Here is a 19,668-nt window from a genome sequence, read left to right as displayed (position 1 = left end):
CCGGATGAAAAAAATAGAACTGATCATAAAAATTCCAACCAATATCGTTTTAAAAGGATTTGTCGGACAAAGAACTTTCCGAAGAAGATGACCCTTTGAACCAGGGGATGGAAAGGCAATCTACTTGAATAGATTGATGAAGCGTTGAAGATCGCCCTGGTGCCGTAACATTCAATCCATGTTTTGCCGTATCCTTCAATTTTTCGGTATCATTCTTTCAGCAATGCGGATAAACGCATCCGTGATAGGAGATTGCGCGTGTAAGTGTTGAAATGAAATGCCCTGGTCCTCACACTTTACCATGTCCGGGTCAAACGGAATTCTGCCCAGAAATTTAAGCCCATAGGATTTTGCTGTTTTTTCCCCTCCGCCGGTTCCAAAAATATCAACATTCTTCCCGCAATGGGGACAGATAAACCCACTCATATTTTCAACAATCCCCAAAATGCCTATATGAACATTTCGACAAAAGCTGATGGATTTGCGGATATCTGCCAGTGCCACTTCCTGGGGTGTTGTAACAATAATGGCCTGGGCGTCCGGGACCAATTTGGCAACGGTCAAGGGCTCATCCCCTGTTCCAGGCGGGGAGTCAATCACCATAAAATCCAATACCCCCCAGCTGACTTCCCCGATAAACTGCCTTATGACGGTATGTTTGACAGGTCCCCGCCAGATAATGGCTTCGTCCTTATTCGGCATCAAGGACTCCATGGATACAACCTTTAAATTATCTCCATACCGCATGGGCTCTATCTTTTTATCAAGGTTGACAGAGAGCATACCATCCAGTCCGAGCATCCGGGGAATATCCGGTCCGTGTATATCGACATCCAGTAATCCAACTGTATACCCCATATTTGCAAGTGTGATGGCAAGATTAACAGATACGCTTGTTTTCCCGACGCCTCCCTTACCGCTCATCACAATGAATTTCCGGCTGATTTTTTTCAGCACTTTTGGGGTAAGGTCATTCTGCTTCTGATCAGGCATATGATTTGCAATTCGGCTTCTTGAAGCGTGTTTCATAGTTCTCCCTCCGTTACGGATTTTATGCTGCATATGCCCCCGGTTCGGCCATCGTTCATTTTAATCCCGGCACGGCCTCAATGACTTACATCGACATGTCCGCATTTTTTCCAGGTCCATGTCACTATTTTTTCCACCACGCCTGTTTATATGAAAGTCCCCCATGTTGTTCAGGTTTTTTCTTGTTTCGTTGCGGGCTGAGCCCGGCAGTTGATATGTCAGGTCAGCCCATGGCTGTTATAGGGAGGCGGCCTGTTTGCAGGGCATCAGTTTCAAGTTGTCAGCAATAATCATGCCGTAAGTCTTGTTTCCGGCGACAAACGGAACTATACGTACAGGTTGATATTTTTTTCGAAAAACAGAGCCTGAAATATCCTGGAGATACAGAGCCGGCCGGTTCCTGTCCGCCTTGGGTTGCTGTGATCCATAACCCTATACTTTCCAGGCCGTCTGCGGCGTTAATGTCTGTCCCGTATTTAGGTGGCATCGGAATTGCAGAATGAAGAGTCAGGCAGGTTTCCGGAGTCGAACATCAGACTGTCGAACCGAACCTGGAAACAGTTTTACTCAAGAAATAAGGAGATAAAAAATGAAACTGACCAAATGGGATCCGTTCCGGGAAATTGATGATATGTTCACCAAATACTTGACGCATCCAAACTGGCCTTCATTGGGCAACCAGGAACTGTTGACCCCTGGAGACTGGGCTCCTCGCGCGGATATTGCCGAGACCGATTTGGATTTCACCATCAAGGTGGAGATACCGGAAATCAAACAGGAAGATATCAAGATCACCATTGATAACGGGGTTCTCAATATCAGGGGGGAGCGGAAACGGGAAAAAGAGGATAAAAATGTAAAGTACCACAGGGTCGAGCGGCATTACGGCAGCTTCCTGCGCAGTTTTTCCATGCCGGACAATGTGGCGGAAGACCGGATTGAAGCCCAGTTCAAGGAGGGCGTATTAACGCTTCGCCTGCCCAAAGCGGAAAAATCAAAACCCAAACAGATTGAAATTGTCGTTAAATAGATCATTACCTCCTGGACGCAACAATGCTGGGAATACGACCCGGGCCGGAAGCACAGAATTCTGGCCCGGGTGACCTATATCCCGACAGTTTTTAAAATCATTATAAAGAGGTACACACCATGCCTGCAAAAATGATCAGCTACGGATCAAAAGCCCGGGATGCAATGCTTCTGGGCGTCAACACCCTGGCCGACGCAGTAAAAGTGACCCTGGGGCCTAAAGGAAACAACGTGGTCCTGGAAAAATCCTGGGGCTCCCCCCTGGTCACCAAGGACGGCGTCACCGTGGCCAAGGAGATTAACTTATCCGATAAATTTCAAAACATGGGTGCGCAAATGGTCAAGGAGGTGGCCAGTAAAACCAGCGACACCGCCGGTGACGGCACAACGACAGCAACGGTTTTGGCCCAGGCCATCTATAATGAAGGCCAGAAACTGGTGTCCGCAGGGGTGAACCCCATGGCATTGAAACGTGGTATCGACAAAGGGGTCGACGCAGTTGTCGCCAATCTTAAAAAATTGTCCAAACCCACCCAGGATAAAAAAGAGATCGAACAGGTGGGCACCATTTCGGCCAATAATGATGAAACCATCGGGAAACTGATTTCCGAGGCCATGGACAAGGTGGGCAAGGAAGGCGTCATCACCGTGGAAGAGGCCAAAAGCATGGAGACCACACTGGATGTGGTGGAGGGCATGCAATTCGACAGAGGATATTTGTCGCCTTATTTTGTAACGAATGCGGAAAAAATGGAAGCCGTGCTCAAAGATCCTTACATCCTTATTCATGAAAAGAAGATCACCGGAATGAAGGATCTGCTGCCGTTGCTGGAAGACATTTCCGGAAGCGGCAAGCCGCTTTTAATCATTGCCGAAGATGTGGAGGGCGAGGCCTTGGCCACCCTCATTGTCAATAAACTGCGGGGCAGCTTAAAAGTGGCGGCGGTGAAAGCCCCGGGATTCGGGGACCGCCGGAAGGCCATGCTTGAGGATATTGCAATTCTGACCGGAGGCCAGATGATTTCCCAGGATTTAGGCTTCAAACTGAAAAATATCAAAACAGAAAATCTGGGAACCTGCAAATCCGTTAAAATAGACAAGGACAGCACCACCATTGTGGACGGTGGCGGTGTCCAGTCCGCCATTGAAGGCCGTGTGAAGCAGCTCCGGGCCCAGATCGAAGAAACCGCTTCGGACTATGACCGTGAAAAACTGCAGGAACGGGTGGCCAAGATCATCGGCGGGGTGGCGATCATCAATATCGGAGCGGCCACGGAAACCGAAATGAAGGAAAAAAAGGCGCGTATTGAAGACGCATTGAACGCCACACGGGCGGCTGTTGAAGAGGGCATTGTCCCCGGTGGCGGCGTTGCTCTGGTCAGGTGCATACAAGTGCTGGAAAACATCAAAACCGATGGCGAGGAACAAAACGGGATCAATGTATTGAAGCAGGCATTGTCCGAGCCGTTGAAGCAGATCGTCCGCAATGCCGGCATGGAAGAAGCTGTTGTCCTGAACACGGTGTTGCAAGGCAATGGCGATTTTGGATACAATGCCCAGACCAATACCTATGAAAATCTTCTGGCAGCCGGAATTATTGACCCCGCCAAGGTGGTGCGCTTCGCTCTTCAAAACGCCGCTTCGGTCGCAGGCCTGATGCTGACCACCGAAGCCATGATCGCAGAAAAACCCCAAAAAAAGAAAATGGCGGCCATGTCTGCCGGGAAAGGTATGGATGACGACATCTACTAAATGAAAATTTCCTGAACAAGATAACCGGAGCGGATTCCATGATCCGCTCACACTTAAAAAATGGAAAAATAAACTGCCTGGGATATCTCCCTTAAAATTAGCAGGATAGGGCAATCGGATAGAACTTTTCTTTTGTGATTTTTATAATTTTAGTGTATGGGAAAAATTAAAATTAGGTCACGTGCCTAAAAAAGAAAAGGATCAAACAAAATTGCCGCAATCCAAATCAAACAGCCATGCAACCCAAAGGAAAAAAGCAGCCAACAGTATTGAAAAAAAATCAGAATCCAAAGCATTTCCTGTTGTGGGGTTGGGGGCGTCGGCCGGGGGATTGGAAGCATTAAAGGCATTTTTTACAACAGTCCCTGCAACAAGCGGCATGTCTTTTATTGTTTTGGTACATATGACGCCGAACCAGCCAAGCCTTATGCCGGCTCTGCTTCAAAACGTAGCATCGATTCCGGTGTCAGGCGCAGAAGACGCAGAGCTCCTTAAGCCTAACAGAGCATATGTCATTCCCCCGAACAAGGATATTTCAGTTTACAACGGAAAAATTCAGCTTCTGGATATGACAACAAAGAAGGGCGGGATGCTGCCCATTGATTTCTTTTTCCGGTCCCTTGCCCAGGACCAGGGAAGCTATGCCGTTGCCATTGTACTGTCAGGCATGGGCACGGACGGTACTCTGGGTATCAAAGAGATCAAAGTGAATGACGGGCTTGTATTTGTTCAATCCGAGGAATCGGCCGGATATGACGGTATGCCCCGCAGCGCAATCAATACCGGAATCGTCGATATGATCATGGCTCCGGCGGACATGCCTGAAAAACTCATCCAGTATTTTTCACACACAGCCTTGCGGCCCCAGGATATCCCCTCTACGCTTCCCGTTAAGGAGGAGAGCTGGATAAATAAAATTTATGCCATTCTTCGATCACATGTCGGTCATGATTTTTCATCCTATAAGCTTAATACAATTCTCAGGCGCATCAACCGCCGGATGGGCCTGAACCATATCAGCCGCCATGAAACTTATGTGCGCTACTTAAGGGAAACCCCCGACGAAATAGATGCCCTGTTTCGAGAGCTGTTGATTGGGGTGACCAATTTCTTCCGTGATCCGGAATCCTTTGAAATGCTGAAGACAGATGTCCTGCCGGACCTTATAGGGGCCCTGGGAATTGACGCCACCTTCAGAGCCTGGATTCCGGGATGTTCAACCGGTGAGGAAGTTTATTCTCTGGCCATTATATTAAAAGAGGTCCTTGATAGGATTCCAAACCGGGTAACCCTGCAATTGTTTGGTACGGATATTGATAACCGGGCCATTAACAAAGCCCGTGAAGGTGTTTACCCGTGCAGCATAAAAGCGGATCTGGGCGAGGACCGTATAAATCGTTTCTTCATTAATGAGGGCGATTTTTACCGTATACGAAAAGAAATTCGGGATTGTGTGGTCTTTTCCGTTCAAAATATTATCAAAGACCCGCCGTTTTCCCGGCTGAGCCTGTTGTGCTGCAGGAATCTGATGATTTACCTGAATGCCGATGCACAAAAAAAGCTGCTGCCCCTGTTTCACTATACACTGAACCCGGGCGGCGTTCTTATGCTGGGTTCTTCCGAAACAATAGGGGGAGCAACGGATCTGTTCCAAACCATCAATAAAAAATGGAGAATATTCAGACGTCAGGAAGCGCCTAAAGCCATACGGCAGATTGTCAACTTTCCCACCGGGACATTGGCTATGGAACATCCCAAGGATTCATCTGTTGTGAATCTTCAAAATAAACCGTTCGACGCCAGCTATCTGACACAAAAGGTGGTGTTGGAACTGTTTGGCCCAACTGCCGTTCTTACGAACAGCAATGGCGACATCATAAATATACAGGGCAGGACCGGCAAGTACCTTGAGACGCCCAGCGGCCCTATCACCAACAACATCCTGGATATGGCCCGTGAGGGGCTGCGCATAGAACTTTCAGCAGCCCTGAGGGCTGCCAGGTCATCAGCTGTTAACGTGACCAAGAAAAGACTGTCTGTAAAAACCAACGGGGATTATCAACTGATTGATCTGCATGTCTGCCCTTTGAAGAAACCCGATGAGCTTGCCGGACGCTTCCTTGTGGTTTTTAAGGATATCGAATCCGAATCCTTGGACGAAACCGGGAATCTTGCCGGTAAAGATGATTCCTCGCTTGCATCAACCCGGATTGTCGAGTTGGAACGGGAACTGCAGACGACCAGGGAAAGTCATCAGACAACCATCGAAGAACTGGAATCATCAAATGAAGAGCTCAAATCAACCAATGAAGAAATTCAGTCGGCCAACGAAGAGCTGCAGTCCACCAACGAAGAACTGGAGTCCTCCAAGGAAGAGCTTCAGTCTCTGAACGAAGAACTGCAAACCGTCAATGCAGAGCTTCAGGGCAAAGTGGAGGAGTTGTCGGCAGCCCATGATGACATGCGCAACCTGCTGAACAGTACGGAAATCGCCAATATTTTTGTGGACAATAACATGCGGGTCCGGCGGTTTACACCTGAAGCCACGATGATTGTCAATCTCATTCAAACAGATATCGGCAGGCCTATCCAGCATGTTGCCGGCAACCTGAAATACGACAACATGATTAATGACCTGGAAAATGTCCTGCAGTATTTGACACCCGTTGAAACCGAAGTGCAGACCAATGAAGGGAGATGGTTCAACATGCGCATCATACCCTATCGTACCACGGATAACCGGATCGACGGCGCTGTAATGACATTTACAAGCATTGAAGATCAAAAAAAAATCCATATCCAGCTTAAAACCTCGTTAAAAGAAGCTGAAAATGCCTGGGAACTTGTGCGGAGCATATTCGATATAAACGAAGACCCAATGGTGGTATTGGATAAAAACAGCTGCATTGTTATCGCCAACATGTGCTATTTGACGCTTATGAACATAGACCGGGCATACCTTAACGGAATGGATTTTATCCACCCCTTAAAAAAAATGCCTATACAAAAAAATGATCTGGAAACACAATTGAAAACAGCTTTGGAAACAAATAATGATTTTATCTCGGATACAATAGAGTTTGAAACCGCCTCCGGAAAGAAAAATTATACGATTAAAGGGTCTATTCTTAAAGGAGATAATAATTCTCCATACCGGATTCTGCTTCAGTTCAGGCCTTCACAATCCCCAATAACGTAGAGGTGCATCTTGAACATCACAGATAACCAACCCGATAGCGCCTATGAACTTAGATGCAGGGCTGAAAAAAAAATAAAAAAAACAAGGCTGTTGCCAGGCGATTTGACAACCTTGTCACGGGAAGAAATCTATGAACTGATTCATGAGCTGGAGGTGCACAAGGTTGAGCTGGAAATGCAAAATGATGAACTATGTGCTACCCAAGAGGAACTGGAATTCTCCCGCAAGAGTTATTCAGACCTTTATGAATTCGCACCGGTGGGCTATTTCGTTGTCAAAAAAAATGGGGTCATCATTAATGCCAATCTCACTGCCGCCACCCTGCTCGGCCAGCCCCGGGGAAACCTGATCAACAAGCCGATCTCTAAGTTTATCTTAACTAAGGATTATCATAGATACGCTGATCAATGGAAAATACTTTTAGAAACCGGTACCTCCCAGACAGTTGAACTGCAAATGGTTAGAAAGGACAACTCGGTGTTCTGTGCGCGGCTGAATTCTATGGTCGCAGAGAACGCCGGAGAATCTCCCGTCTGCCGGATTGTTCTTATTGACATCAGCGAATCCAAGCGTTTAGAGCATACATTACAAAAAAGGATTAAGGAGCTGTATTTTTTTTTCCGTTTTTCCAGCCTGCTGGAACAACCGGACATCAGTATAGATGAGGTACTGGAAAAAATAGTTTTGTTGATTCCCCAGGCCTGGCAGTTTCCCGAAATCACAGCAGCCTGCATTGACCTGGACGGACAAGTCTTTCAGACAGAGAATTTTCAGGAAACGCAATGGATGAAAACCAGTGATATTGTCATTCAGGGAAAGAAGGCGGGGAAAGTGACGGTATGCTACACAGAGAACCGGCCGGAATTTAATAACGGACTGTTTTCAATAGAAGAGTCTTATTTGCTCAATTCCACAGCGGGAATGTTGGGGCGTTTCATAACGCGAATCCGGATGACAGAGGCAGTGAAACACAGTGAAAAGTTCCTGAGAACTGCCATTAATTCAGTAACAAACCCGTTTGCCGTTATAAATGCAAGCGACTATACCGTTGAACTGGCCAATGATGCTTTTGGCGGGAAAAAGGTGACGGGTCTTAAATGCCATGCAGTTTGGCGCCTGCAGAGCGCTCCTTGTACCGATGACGGCTATCCATGCCCGGTTAGGGAGGTCCAGAAGAGGCAAAAACCCTTTGTTCGTGAGTATACACAGTACGATGACCTGGGAAATCCGATCAGCACCGAAATATTCGCCTTTCCGGTATTCGACTCAAACGGACAACTTACCCGGATTATAATAAACCAGATCAACGTTACCAGCCGCAAGCGAAGTGAGCTGAAACTGGAACAGAAGGCTGCTGAACTGAAAGATATGAATGCCGCATTGAAAGTGCTGCTGAAAAGAAGAGAACTGGATAAAGACGACATTGAACAAAATATATTTGCCAACTATAAAATGCTGATTACCCCCATTATTCAGAACCTGAAAACCACACTGACACAAGAAAATCAGGAAGAAATAGTCGAGAGTCTGGAATTGAGTTTTAAAAACATCCTCTCTCCGTTTTCAAAAAAATTATCAGATAAACTGATAAATTTAACCCCTACGGAAATTCATGTGGCCCAACTTATTAAATCGGGGAAATCCAACAAAGAAATAGCACAAATCCTGAACTGCTCTGTTCACACCGTTTCCCGCCACCGGGATAATATCCGGGCAAAAACAAACCTGAAAAACCAGAAAATGAATCTTAGGTCATTCCTGTTGTCCCTCGAATAATCCCCTATTTTAAATAGTTGATTTATGTGTTTTTTTATAATCTTCTATCATCTTGATTTGTAATCATAATCCCCCTATTTTTATTCCAATATTGGGATGTAATTCAACATTTATGACGGATACCCTCCCAATGTTAAAATTCATGCCCACGGACATGTTCATGCCCATGTCCATGGGCATGGGCATGAACTTTGGCACAGGCGCTGGATTTAATTGTCCCTGCATGATGGACGATAACCAGAGCCCCCAGGATAATACCCTCCGTTCAATTATTTTTCCTTTCTCTTCTTGTCGCACGCCCCCCCGGGTTAACTCATCTTCCGGGGGGGCCTCCTGGACCAGCGGAGGCATTTGAATAGAAACTTACAGTTTGATCTCACTGTCAATATGTTATAAGAGATGATTCCATTGAGGTTGACTTTGAAGAAATCAAATCCAATGTGGAAAAACATGTCCGGCTTTCCGGTGGCTCAAGAACGCGGAACGTACCTTAACTTATTGATCATCGGGCGGCTATCTTCTCACGTTAAGGGTTGCAAAAAATGTTATTCCATCCCGATCCACCAGGAAAAGGATGGTATCTCCCGTTTGAACTTCTTCCAGGCGCTTTTTGAAAATCTGCATACTGTGCACTATCTGTTTGTTGAACTCAATGATGATATCGCCAGGAATCAATCCGGCCTCTATTGCCGGAGACTCATCCACAAGATCGACAATGAAAAGACCGTAAGGTCTGAGCAACGCATAGTCTTTTACCATTTTAGGCGTGATTTCCTGCAGTTTGATTCCGAGTTGAGGTAAGACTTCAGATAGAGGTTCAATATCATCGTATTCCTTAAGCTCTACGGTTCTAATCTGTGATTTTAGACAGAGGTTACCCCGCATGATTTCCACCTTTACCTCCATGTTGATGGGAGTGGATGCTACAGCAACATTCAGGTCGTGGGCGCTTTGGACAGATTTACCATCAAATTTGAGAATCACATCTCCCCGGGTGATGCCGGCTTTTTCAGCAGGTCCACCAGATACCACATCTGAAATAAGGGCGCCTTTATCTGTTTTCAATCCAAGTTTAAATTGGAGAGCCGGCGTGATATCCTGCATCACGATCCCTAATGATGCCCGTTTTATTCGTCCTTGCCTGAGTTGTGGAAGTAATTGTTTGGCCATATTGATCGGTATGGCAAATCCGATTCCGACATTTTCTCCAGTCTGTGAGACAATTCGAGAATTTATGCCGACAGCTTCATTATTAATATTTAAAAGCGGTCCACCACTGCTTCCCGGATTGATGGACGCATCGGTTTGAATAAAATTATCATAGGCCCCTTTTCCAATCTGGCGGTATTTAGCGCTGACAATTCCTACTGTGGCTGAATTCCCCAGGCCGAAAGGATTTCCAATCGCCACGACCCAATCTCCAACCTCCAGCTTGTCCGAGTCTCCCAGTTTCAAGGGTGTCAGGGGAATGTCTACATCTATTTTGATAAGGGCTAAATCGGTCTTAGTATCCCGACCGATGATTTGGGCCAAAAATTCCTTATCGTTACTCAAGCGCACCTTAATTTCTTCAGTTTGTTCAATCATGTGATTGGTGGTGATGATAAAACCATCCGTATCAATAATAAATCCGGTTCCAAGTTCATTCCGGCTATATTTCTCGGGCATCTGATCCCCGAAATACTTTTCAAAAAAATCACGCAAAGAATCTTCCATACCTGACGATGAACCTTTTGGCATATCAGCAGACATGGTTTTAACGACAATAATATTTACAACAGAGGGTCGAATCTTTTTGATCAATTCGGCAAACGATCTCGGATAAGCTTGTGCACTATTGTTTGCAGCAACCGGAATATAATGGAACATATATACCAGGCAAATGATAAGAACTGTAAAATTTCCTTTTGCCGAAAAGAATAGCTGCCCGTTTTTTGAAATTGTTTTCATGGTATTATACGTCTCTGTTTTTTTCATTCACTGATATTAATGACTGCGGATACGGCTCATAAGACACCCATTAAGATTCTGTGGGGTTTGTGATTACAAGTCAACACAGCAAAAGGCCATAAAAAAACATATAAATCGACTATTAAAAATAGTAGGTTATAAATTTAATTTTGAAAGCGCGTGTTTGTGGAGATTAAGATTTCAGTGTTCCTAATCACAGAATCCCACCTCAATAGGAATCCCGGAACGGATTTGAAGTGTCTGTTTAACGGTTGCCGCATCAAAATGACAGGTTGAACCAGCGGCCGCAATCCGATCCAGAGCAGACTTTTGATAATTGCTGATCCCAGCGTAAATATCCCGGTGGGCTTCGAGAAATATCCGTCTGCCGATATATCCGATTTTTATGGGTTCATAAATCATTTGAACCTGTGTGCCCAACGAAACGGCAGGATAGAGTTCCTTGATATCTTCCGGATATAATCGGATGCAGCCGTGAGTCACCAGGCGTCCTACCGCCCATGCGAAATTAGTCCCATGAATACCGATAGCATTACCAATTCCTATAAAGTAGTCCCCAAGCGGATTATCGCATCCGGGTGGGAGGACACTGATACCGTACTTTTTCTGCAGTGACATGGGTATGTACCAAAAAGGAGACTTCCGCTTTTCGATCACACGAAAGTTGCCTGACGGACTTGGCCAGAGACGTTGCCCGACGGCCACGGGAAAAGTCCGGACCTCCCGGGAGTGATCAAAAAAGTGATACATCCGCATTTCAGCTACATTGATTACAATTCCCGGTTTCCGGATCTCCGGCAGAATCCAGAGGGATGGAATAACCAGTATAGAGCCTGGTTTCAGAAGCCAGGGGTCCATTTCCGGATAAAGATCCGCCATTTCGTTAAAACCGAGATCATAGAAACGGGCAATATCCAACAGCGTTTCACCTTTTGCCACTTGATGGTTTTGAAGAGAACCAATGACGGTAATCTTTTGGCTTCCGGAAGTACCGTCCTGTTTCCCATCCCGATACTGAAAGACCGATCCGGATTGCACGAATTCAGGTACTGCCAGCAGCATTATCCCAATAATTACAGCTGCTGTGGTTGATCGAATATTGGCTTGCATATTTTTGTCTCCTTTCTATAAAAACTTCCTCGCCACAGGTTAAAAATAATGCAAAGATCAAACCATAATTTGTTTACTTAAAGAGAATACCTTTTTGACCATCCATCTTTCAGCTTGTTATAATTTGTTATGGACATTGGGTAATTCCCTATTTTTAATAGTCGATTTATATGTTTTTTTATGGCCTTTTGTTGTGTTGACTTGTAATCATGATCCCCCTATTTTCATTTTAATGACGATTAGAGTTACGGATTGAAAAGTGATAAAACTTCGTGACCTTATTGATATTAATGCATTCCAGAATTTGATGGATAGTTTTTATTAAAAAATGCGGAGAAGTTGTGTTTACTGGCCCCAATCGTAATACCGGCTCTTCCGCAGAAACACAAAACAAATAGGAGGAAATGAAATGAAAACGCATAATCGGCTTTGGTGGATATCATGTTTTTTGGCGGTAGCCTTTTTTATGTCGGCGACTTTTGGATGTGCTTCCCACAAGGATTTCAAGCGGGTGGAAGAAATGGCCCAGCAGGCACTGAACCAGTCTGCAGAGGCAAAAACGTATGCCTCTGACAGTGTTCAGAGATCAGAATCTGCCGCAGAATCTGCCGCACAGTCTGCGAATGAAGCAAAGGAGGCTGCAGAAGATGCAAAGAAAGCATCGGCGCGAGCAGAAGAGATGGCTAATAAATCCGAGGCTATTTTCAACAAGCTCATGAAAAAATAGAATATTGAATGTCCGCAATTAAAATCCCCTACTCTACCCGCATAGCGGGTAGAGTAGGGGTAACCTCTAATCCAGTTCAAAATCCTTGGACCGGGACCCGTTTAAGGCGGGAAGCAGCAGCTGGATATCCCGTCCCTTTTTTTCCTGCTTAACATCAAATTCACCTTATCCCCTATGTCCCTAAGTGTCACAGGGATTTTTCGCGTTCTTGCTGCTGTTCCCTCATGACCAGTCTCGCAAGGTCCGTTAATTGTTCGGAGAGAAGATCTATAAGGTCATCCACCGCGAGAATTCCTTATCGCCGACGTGGTATTTTTTCATGAGTACGGCTGCTTCACGGATGGAACCTTCCCTATCGATAATAATTACGTTACGATTGCAAACTTTCCCAACACCACCCATGGCTTCCTCCTTGTATGTAGTTACCTGTTGGCGCCCAGGATTTCTTTTTTTGCTGACCAGTGACCGCTAAACACCTTTTGGGATCTTGGCGGCCATCATATCCCTCCGGTCAATTCTGCGTCCATCAACAATGAATGTCCCGTCACCAACGGCATGGACCGTGCGTTTCTCTTTCCGTTCGGTATCAATATATGCGGCAACCGCCTCAAGCACGACAATATTGTGCGTCTTAACGATGTCGACGACCTTGCATTCGATGTTTGCCAGGCATTCCTTGATTAAAGGCGGTTTAACTACCTTTCCCGGAATAGGCGTAAGTTTGAACTTGGCGAACTTGTCAGTGTCAGCTCCGGAACACATCCCGATACCAACGACCTTATTGAGCATATCAACCGTTGGAATGGCAATGACGCACTCCTTGTTTTCCCGCAACGCCGCGAAGGAGTAATTCCATTCCCCCGTGGTAATCGCAAATTTCGGCGTGAAATCCAACACCATGGTCCAGGAGATCGTCATGATGTTGTCTCTTTCTCCATGATGGGTCGAGACGAGCACAACGGGCCCCGATTCCATCAACGTAAAGGCCTTACTCAGATTCAACTGAAGCATAAGCGTACCTCCGGGTATTTCATTGCCTTGAAGCTGCAAGTGGTAAGCTCAAGGATTATGACAAGCTATCTGACTTTGTCAGTATGAACCGAAAGTCAATATCAATCAGTTTGTTTATTATCTTAATTAAGATCGCATTGATATAAAAAATTCAATTTATTTTCTGGAAATCTATACCACAAATCCTGAACTGCTCTGTTCACACCGTTTCCCGCCGCCGGGACAATATCCGGAAAAAGACAAACCTGAAAAACAAGAAAAGAATCTTCGGTCATTCCTGTTGTCCCTTGAATAATCCCCTATTTTAAATAGTTGATTTATATATTTTTTTATAGTCTTCTGCCGGATTGACTTGTAATTTTAATCCCTATATTTTCATTATGTTATATTTTGAAATTCATTTAAATGAATCAAAAGGTATTCGGACCACTCCGTCCATTGTGGCCATTTCAAAAAGCGGAGAGCGCCTGGTGGGCCAGATTGCCAAAAGACAGGCAATCACCAACCCTGAAAATACCGTATTCGGCATCAAACGGCTGATCGGCAGAAAATTCGACTCAAAGGAAGTGCAGGCGGACAAAAAAAAGCTGCCTTATAAATTGGGAAAGGCGCCTAACGGAGATGTCTGGGTGATCCTGGGAGAAAAATCCATCAGCCCGACGGAGATTTCATCCTTTGATATTGATGCCAACGGCATCGTGAATGTATCGGCAAAAGATCTGGCAACCGGAAAAATACAGTCCATCCGGATCACGGCTTCCAGGATCACGGCTTCCAGGGGATTGTCCAAGCAGGACATTGACCGGCTGATTCGGGAGGCTGACCTTCATGCCGGGGAAGACAACATGAGAAAATCCCTGGTCGAGGCACGGAACAGCGCAGATGCCGCCATCTATGCAACGGAAAAGATGCTGAAAAATACCGCCGGCAAAATTGACAGCCAGGACCGGACAAAAATTGAAGCGGCCATCGGGCGGCTGAAAAAAGCCATGGAAGGGGAAAACACAAACGAGATCGATCGATTGACCAGTGAGTTGCAGGAAGCATCTTACAAGGTGTCAGAACAGCTCTACCGGCAGACTTCCGGAGGGGATGGCCAGGCAGGTCAAAATTCCGGAGAGGATGTCATTGATGCGGATTATACTGATGTGGCCTGACGTCCAGGGGCATAAGGAGACCAGATACCCGGTATCCGAAGACTAAGGCGGTGCACATATGAAAAAGCTGCTTCGGATCATCACCCGGTTTAGTGACAAAGACGAAAATTAAGAGTATGAAGGTAAAAGTAAAAGAGTCGACCGCACTTGTTCAAGACTTTAACAATAGGTATTTTAATGGAAAATAGAAATAATAGTGAAAAAATAGTATCTTCTTATTATTCAACAGAAATAAAAGGGCAAGTATCTTTCGGGACTTCTGGACATCGAGGCTCATCATTAGACGGCACTTTCAATGAGAAACATATCCTATCTATTACTCAAGCGGTTTGTGATTATCGTAAAAAAAATAAAATTTCAGGACCCCTGTTTTTAGGTTATGATACTCACGCGCTTTCCTTCCCAGCTTTTCAAACCGCACTGGAAGTTTTTGCTGCAAACAATGTGTATGTTTTCATTCACGCCAATTGTGAATATACGCCTACCCCAGTCATCTCGTTTATGATTCTGGAGTATAATCGGACGATTAAAAAGTCTCTTGCAGATGGTGTTATTATTACACCATCTCATAATCCACCGGAAGACGGAGGATTTAAATATAATCCGCCTCATGGGGGGCCGGCTGATATTGAAGTAACAAATTTCATTGAAAAAAGAGCAAACCAGCTGATCAATTCTAATAATTATGGGGTTAAAAGGATTGATTATATGAAAGCTTATTCAGCACCGTCTACGCATGAAAGGGATTTTATCACCCCTTATGTAGAGTCGTTATCCAGTGTGATAGACACAGAAACTATTCATCAATCAAAAATCAAAATTGGAATAGATCCGATGGGTGGTTCTGGTATAAATTTTTGGGATCCTATTGCTGATAAATATGGATTGGATATCAATGTTGTTAATTCAAAAATTGATAAAACTTTCAGCTTCATGCCCCCGGATTATGATGGAAAAATAAGAATGGACTGCTCCTCGCCCCATGCTATGGCAAACTTGATCAAGCTTGCAGAAAAATACGATATTGCATGGGGAAATGATCCGGATTTTGACAGGCATGGGATTGTTTGTCCAGATGGCCTGATGAATCCGAATCATTATTTATCTGTGGCCATTTGGTACCTGCTCCAAAATAGGCCTTCGTGGGGAAATGACCTTAGCATAGGAAAAACCTTAGTCAGCAGCAGCATGATCGATAAAGTGGTTATGGGATTAAATAAGGAGATCTTTGAAACGCCTGTTGGATTCAAATGGTTTGTTAACGGTTTGATGGAAGGAAAAATAGCCTTTTGTGGTGAAGAGAGTGCCGGCGCAACTTTTTTAAGAAAAAACGGAGCTGTTTGGACTACAGACAAAGATGGGTTTATTTTAGCATTGCTTGCAGCCGAGATCCTGGCGAAAACCGGACAAACGCCATCCGAAATTTATAGAGACACATTGGTATCTGAATTTGGAAATCCTTACTATAGAAGGATCGATGGTCCCATAACAAATGAGCAAAAAACAATACTTTCACAAACATCACCGGATTCAATAAAGGCGACCTCATTGGCAGGTTTATCTATCGTAAACATTCAGACAAAAGCCACGGGCAATAATAGCCCCATAGGAGGCATAAAAGTCAATCTATCGGATGGGTCATGGTTTGCTATCAGACCCTCAGGGACTGAGCCGAAAATGAAACTCTATATTGAAAGTTTTGGCGGGGAAGAACTCTGGAAAAAAATTCATGATGAAGCTTTTAATCTGATATTCCATATCTAATAATGTGTTTATTATTTGCCGTTTTGGGTCGGATTTCCCTTAATACGACATGTTGGATCTGGGTTAATATCAGAAAGCCTGAATATTGATAATATTATGAAATCATTATTATTTTGCATATTTTTTTGCCTAATCGCCGTGACCTGTTCTGCCCAGGAACCTGTTAACAAATGCACATCAGAGCCTTCCATATCTGAGAAAAATATAAGAAGCCTTTCAGTGTCCCTGGCAGGAATCGGAGTTATTACGATTTGGGGAGCTTTAAAATGGGATTATTTCTCTCAATCACCTCACGCAGGGTCTGAGAGCTTGTTTGGTAATTGATGAATCGGCTGCAATCTCATGAAAATGGCCCCAATTCTCCCAAATTTTATGTCAATAGTCCGGCTATTAACAGAAAATTTGAAAAAATTGGTTCTCATTTTCATGAGATTTCGCTTCGATTCCCTAATTACCAAACAAGCTCTTAAAGAACTGGCTGAACTTGTCAAAAAACATTTTAAACTAATACCATCTGCCAAGCATATGGTTGGAAGGGATTTGGGACGGTTAGAACCAAGCCCTTCATTCAAATACAAAATATAAACTATGGTCCGTATAAAATATGACATCAAGTTGTCACGAAGAAAACTTGATAGTCGAGTAAAATAAAAACATTGATCCCGTCCCAGGGACTTGGAAAAGTCAAAAAATGCGCTACCCGTCATACCTTGAAAAAAAATTTAAATTCCCCGGATTTTACCGGGTAAAATTGGCCTTGCCGTCCATGGCCCTGCCGGATCCGGCAACGGATCTGAAAGCACAACTGGCAAAGGCACTGGATCAGTCAGACATTAAACCCGGACAGGCCGTGGCCATTGGCGTGGGCAGCCGGGGCATTAACTCAATTGCGGATCTTGTGGCACAAATCTGCCGGAGCATCAAAGACAAAGGGGCCCATCCAGTCATCATCCCGGCCATGGGAAGCCACGGCAGCGCCACCTCTGAAGGCCAGGAAAAAACCCTTGCAAAATTAGGCGTTACAAGTGATGCCTGCCAGGCAGTGATTGCCCCGGAAATGGATGCAGTGCAAGTCGGAAGCGTGTTTGACGCAGTGCCTGTATATTTTTCAAAAAAAGCCATGGAAGCGGACCACAGCATCTGCATCAACCGCATCAAGCCCCATACCAAATTCAAAGGGGATGTGGAAAGCGGGCTTTACAAAATGCTTGTGGTGGGCATGGGTAAACACACAGGGGCCTTGACCTATCATAATTTTGCCCTGAAATACGGATTTCATACGCTTCTCAAAGCCATGGGCGACACCATTATTGAACAAACCAACCTTTGTCTGGGCATTGGCGTGGTGGAGGACGCCTATGACCGGATTATGAAGATTGAGGTGATACCGGCGGCCAAAATCAGCACCAGGGAGCCGGGCCTTTTAGCCCTGGCCAAATCCCATTTCCCCAGCCTGCCGTATAAAAAGCTGGACCTGCTGGTGGTCCGGCAAATCGGCAAGGAGATCAGCGGGTCAGGCATGGATCCCAACGTCACCGGCAGAACCTGTGATTTAATGGAAGATGATTTTTCACAAAGCCTTGATGCCAAACGGCTGGTGATCCTGGGCCTGTCCCCGAACACGGCAGGCAATGCCATCGGCTTAGGCAATGCCGACATTATCACAGAAAAAGTATTTGCAGGCATGGATTACCAGGCCACCATCATGAACGCCCTGACCGCCATGTCCCTTAAAAAAGCCGCCATTCCGGTCCGGCTTCCCAGTGAGGAAAAGGCGGTTCAGGCAGGGTTCCAAACCATTGGTCCGGTGTCCCCTGAAAAAGTCCGGGCAGTTATTATCAGGGACACCATGCATACGACGGATTTTCTTGTCAGTGAAGCCCTGGGGCCTGAAACCGAAAAACTTTCCAGCCTTAAAGAGATGACCCCCTGCCGGATCGCATTCTCTTCTTGCGGAGATCTTGTTGCGCCCGGCTCCTAATCCTCAAACTAATTGGCCTTGATTCCCGCATTATTCTTCAATCTCACTGACAATTTGTTTTGCATTGGGAATTCTTTTTCTGTATTCTTGATTCTATTGCAACCTTTTAAAATAGAAAATTTTTATTTACTGTTTTAACGTTTAAAATTGTGGGCTGCGAATTATGTAGCGGATGCGTTGGAGAAAAATCTCATCAAAATGTTTAACGAGAACCCGGATATCACGTCATATAAGGAAATTGTTGAGATTGATGATAAAAAGGTTCTCTATGTTGCCATTCCCTTCCTGGCAAATGACACCCGGTGTATGCGCTGCCACAGCAAGCGGGAAATCGCACCGACGGAACTTCAACAACGCTACCCCGGACAGGGTGGATTTAACGAAAAGCTTGGTGAAATCAGAGCCATTACCTCAATCCGGGCACCAATGGGACATGAATATAACCATATATACATTATCGGTTTGACTATTTTTGTTGGGTTTATCGCCTTTGCAGGCCTCTTCTTCTTTAATACTCAATTAAGAGCTCTTGTTTGGGAAAGAACAACAGCCCTTGAAGAAGAAATTGCAGAACGAAAACGCGCAGAAAAAATATTAAGAAAAAATCGTTCCATGCTTGAACAGATACTGAACACGACGCCCCAATCCATTTTTTGGAAAGATATCAATGGCGTATATCTCGGATGCAATCAGGTGTTCGCGCAGGCTGCCGGACTGGAATCCCCGGACATGATTATCGGTAAGACAGATTTTGATTTACCCTGGCCCAAGGAAGAGGCTGAGGCATATCTGTCCGATGACCGGGAAGTCACTCAATTTAATCGTGCCAAATTCCATCTCGTTGAACCCTTGCAACAGGCAGATGGCAGCAGGATTTGGATTGATACGTCAAAGGTGCCGCTGCTGGATGAACAGGGAAAGGTTTATGGCGTTCTCGGCGTATACGAGAATATCACCGACAGAAAAAAAGCAGAAAAAGAGCTTAAAATAAAAGAGAGCGCCATCGCAGCATCAATCAATGCAATCGCCATTGCTGATCTCCACGGCAATCTTACCTACGTGAATCAATCCTTTCTTTCATTATGGGCACACGAAAATGAAAAGGACGTCCTTGGTAAACCGTTGATAAACTTCTGGCAATCCAAAGATGTGGCTCGATCGT

General features: G+C 45.1%; 14 protein-coding genes and 1 pseudogene. 11 read left to right on the top strand and 4 right to left on the bottom strand.

The annotated features are described in order from the left end of the window. Nucleotides 1-195 precede the first annotated feature (195 nt). Complete coding sequence (locus AB7U36_RS02920; protein ID WP_428158311.1) at nucleotides 196-1,029, bottom strand: P-loop NTPase; 834 nt, start codon at nucleotides 1,027-1,029, stop codon at nucleotides 196-198. Nucleotides 1,030-1,618: 589 nt separating this feature from the next. Between AB7U36_RS02920 and AB7U36_RS02915 the strand changes: the two genes are divergently transcribed. The 5 genes from AB7U36_RS02915 (at nucleotide 1,619) to AB7U36_RS02895 (ending at nucleotide 9,140) form a co-directional block, all read left to right on the top strand. Then, the gene (locus AB7U36_RS02915; RefSeq protein WP_428158310.1) at nucleotides 1,619-2,059 is read left to right on the top strand and encodes an Hsp20/alpha crystallin family protein; all 441 of its coding nucleotides are present in this window, start codon (nucleotides 1,619-1,621) and stop codon (nucleotides 2,057-2,059) included. Between the two features lie 119 nt (nucleotides 2,060-2,178). Beyond that, a complete protein-coding gene (gene groL, locus AB7U36_RS02910) occupies nucleotides 2,179-3,810 on the top strand; it encodes a chaperonin GroEL (RefSeq protein ID WP_428158309.1) in 1,632 nt (543 codons plus the stop codon). A 211-nt stretch (nucleotides 3,811-4,021) separates the two neighbouring features. Beyond that, on the top strand, nucleotides 4,022-7,009 hold the full coding sequence (locus AB7U36_RS02905; protein WP_428158308.1) for a chemotaxis protein CheB: 2,988 nt from the start codon (nucleotides 4,022-4,024) through the stop codon (nucleotides 7,007-7,009). A gap of 9 nt (nucleotides 7,010-7,018) precedes the next feature. Further along, nucleotides 7,019-8,785, top strand: coding sequence for a PAS domain-containing protein (locus tag AB7U36_RS02900; protein WP_428158307.1), 1,767 nt, complete (start codon nucleotides 7,019-7,021; stop codon nucleotides 8,783-8,785). 130 nt (nucleotides 8,786-8,915) lie between these two features. Beyond that, entirely contained in the window at nucleotides 8,916-9,140 is a 225-nt protein-coding gene (locus AB7U36_RS02895; RefSeq protein ID WP_428158306.1) for a hypothetical protein, read from the top strand. 158 nt (nucleotides 9,141-9,298) lie between these two features. Here the strand turns inward: AB7U36_RS02895 and AB7U36_RS02890 are convergent, their stop codons facing one another. Both AB7U36_RS02890 and AB7U36_RS02885 read right to left on the bottom strand, forming a co-directional pair. Then, nucleotides 9,299-10,735: a trypsin-like peptidase domain-containing protein gene (locus AB7U36_RS02890; protein WP_428158305.1), complete on the bottom strand. Its 1,437-nt coding sequence runs from the start codon at nucleotides 10,733-10,735 to the stop codon at nucleotides 9,299-9,301. 210 nt (nucleotides 10,736-10,945) lie between these two features. Next, nucleotides 10,946-11,866 carry a L,D-transpeptidase family protein gene (locus AB7U36_RS02885; protein WP_428158304.1) on the bottom strand — a complete coding sequence of 307 codons (921 nt, stop codon included), beginning with the start codon at nucleotides 11,864-11,866 and terminating at the stop codon, nucleotides 10,946-10,948. 409 nt (nucleotides 11,867-12,275) lie between these two features. Here AB7U36_RS02885 and AB7U36_RS02880 point away from each other — a divergent pair, with 409 nt between their 5' ends. Continuing rightward, entirely contained in the window at nucleotides 12,276-12,593 is a 318-nt protein-coding gene (locus tag AB7U36_RS02880; RefSeq protein ID WP_428158303.1) for a hypothetical protein, read from the top strand. 468 nt (nucleotides 12,594-13,061) lie between these two features. On the opposite strand, the gene AB7U36_RS02875 is transcribed toward AB7U36_RS02880, so the two are convergent. Next, on the bottom strand, nucleotides 13,062-13,568 hold the full coding sequence (locus tag AB7U36_RS02875) for a flavin reductase family protein (RefSeq protein ID WP_428158302.1): 507 nt from the start codon (nucleotides 13,566-13,568) through the stop codon (nucleotides 13,062-13,064). 452 nt (nucleotides 13,569-14,020) lie between these two features. Here AB7U36_RS02875 and AB7U36_RS02870 point away from each other — a divergent pair. The 5 genes and pseudogenes from AB7U36_RS02870 to AB7U36_RS02850 form a co-directional block, all read left to right on the top strand. Beyond that, nucleotides 14,021-14,281, top strand: a pseudogene (locus AB7U36_RS02870) (Hsp70 family protein); the annotation flags it as partial. After that, nucleotides 14,255-14,761 carry an Hsp70 family protein gene (locus tag AB7U36_RS02865; protein WP_428158318.1) on the top strand — a complete coding sequence of 169 codons (507 nt, stop codon included), beginning with the start codon at nucleotides 14,255-14,257 and terminating at the stop codon, nucleotides 14,759-14,761. The pseudogene AB7U36_RS02870 and the gene AB7U36_RS02865, both read left to right, overlap by 27 nt. Before the next feature lie 177 nt (nucleotides 14,762-14,938). Continuing rightward, nucleotides 14,939-16,525 (top strand): phosphoglucomutase, alpha-D-glucose phosphate-specific, encoded by a 1,587-nt coding sequence (locus tag AB7U36_RS02860; protein ID WP_428158301.1) that lies wholly within the window; start codon nucleotides 14,939-14,941, stop codon nucleotides 16,523-16,525. 691 nt (nucleotides 16,526-17,216) lie between these two features. Continuing rightward, nucleotides 17,217-18,506, top strand: coding sequence for a lactate racemase domain-containing protein (locus AB7U36_RS02855; protein ID WP_428158300.1), 1,290 nt, complete (start codon nucleotides 17,217-17,219; stop codon nucleotides 18,504-18,506). A 198-nt stretch (nucleotides 18,507-18,704) separates the two neighbouring features. Continuing rightward, nucleotides 18,705-19,668 (top strand): PAS domain-containing protein (locus tag AB7U36_RS02850; protein WP_428158299.1); only part of this gene is annotated, 964 nt, incomplete at its 3' end.

It is taken from the genome of Desulfobacter sp., from assembly GCF_050177295.1.
Note: the sequence above shows the minus strand (reverse complement) of the source record. Positions and strands in the feature narration are given on the sequence as shown.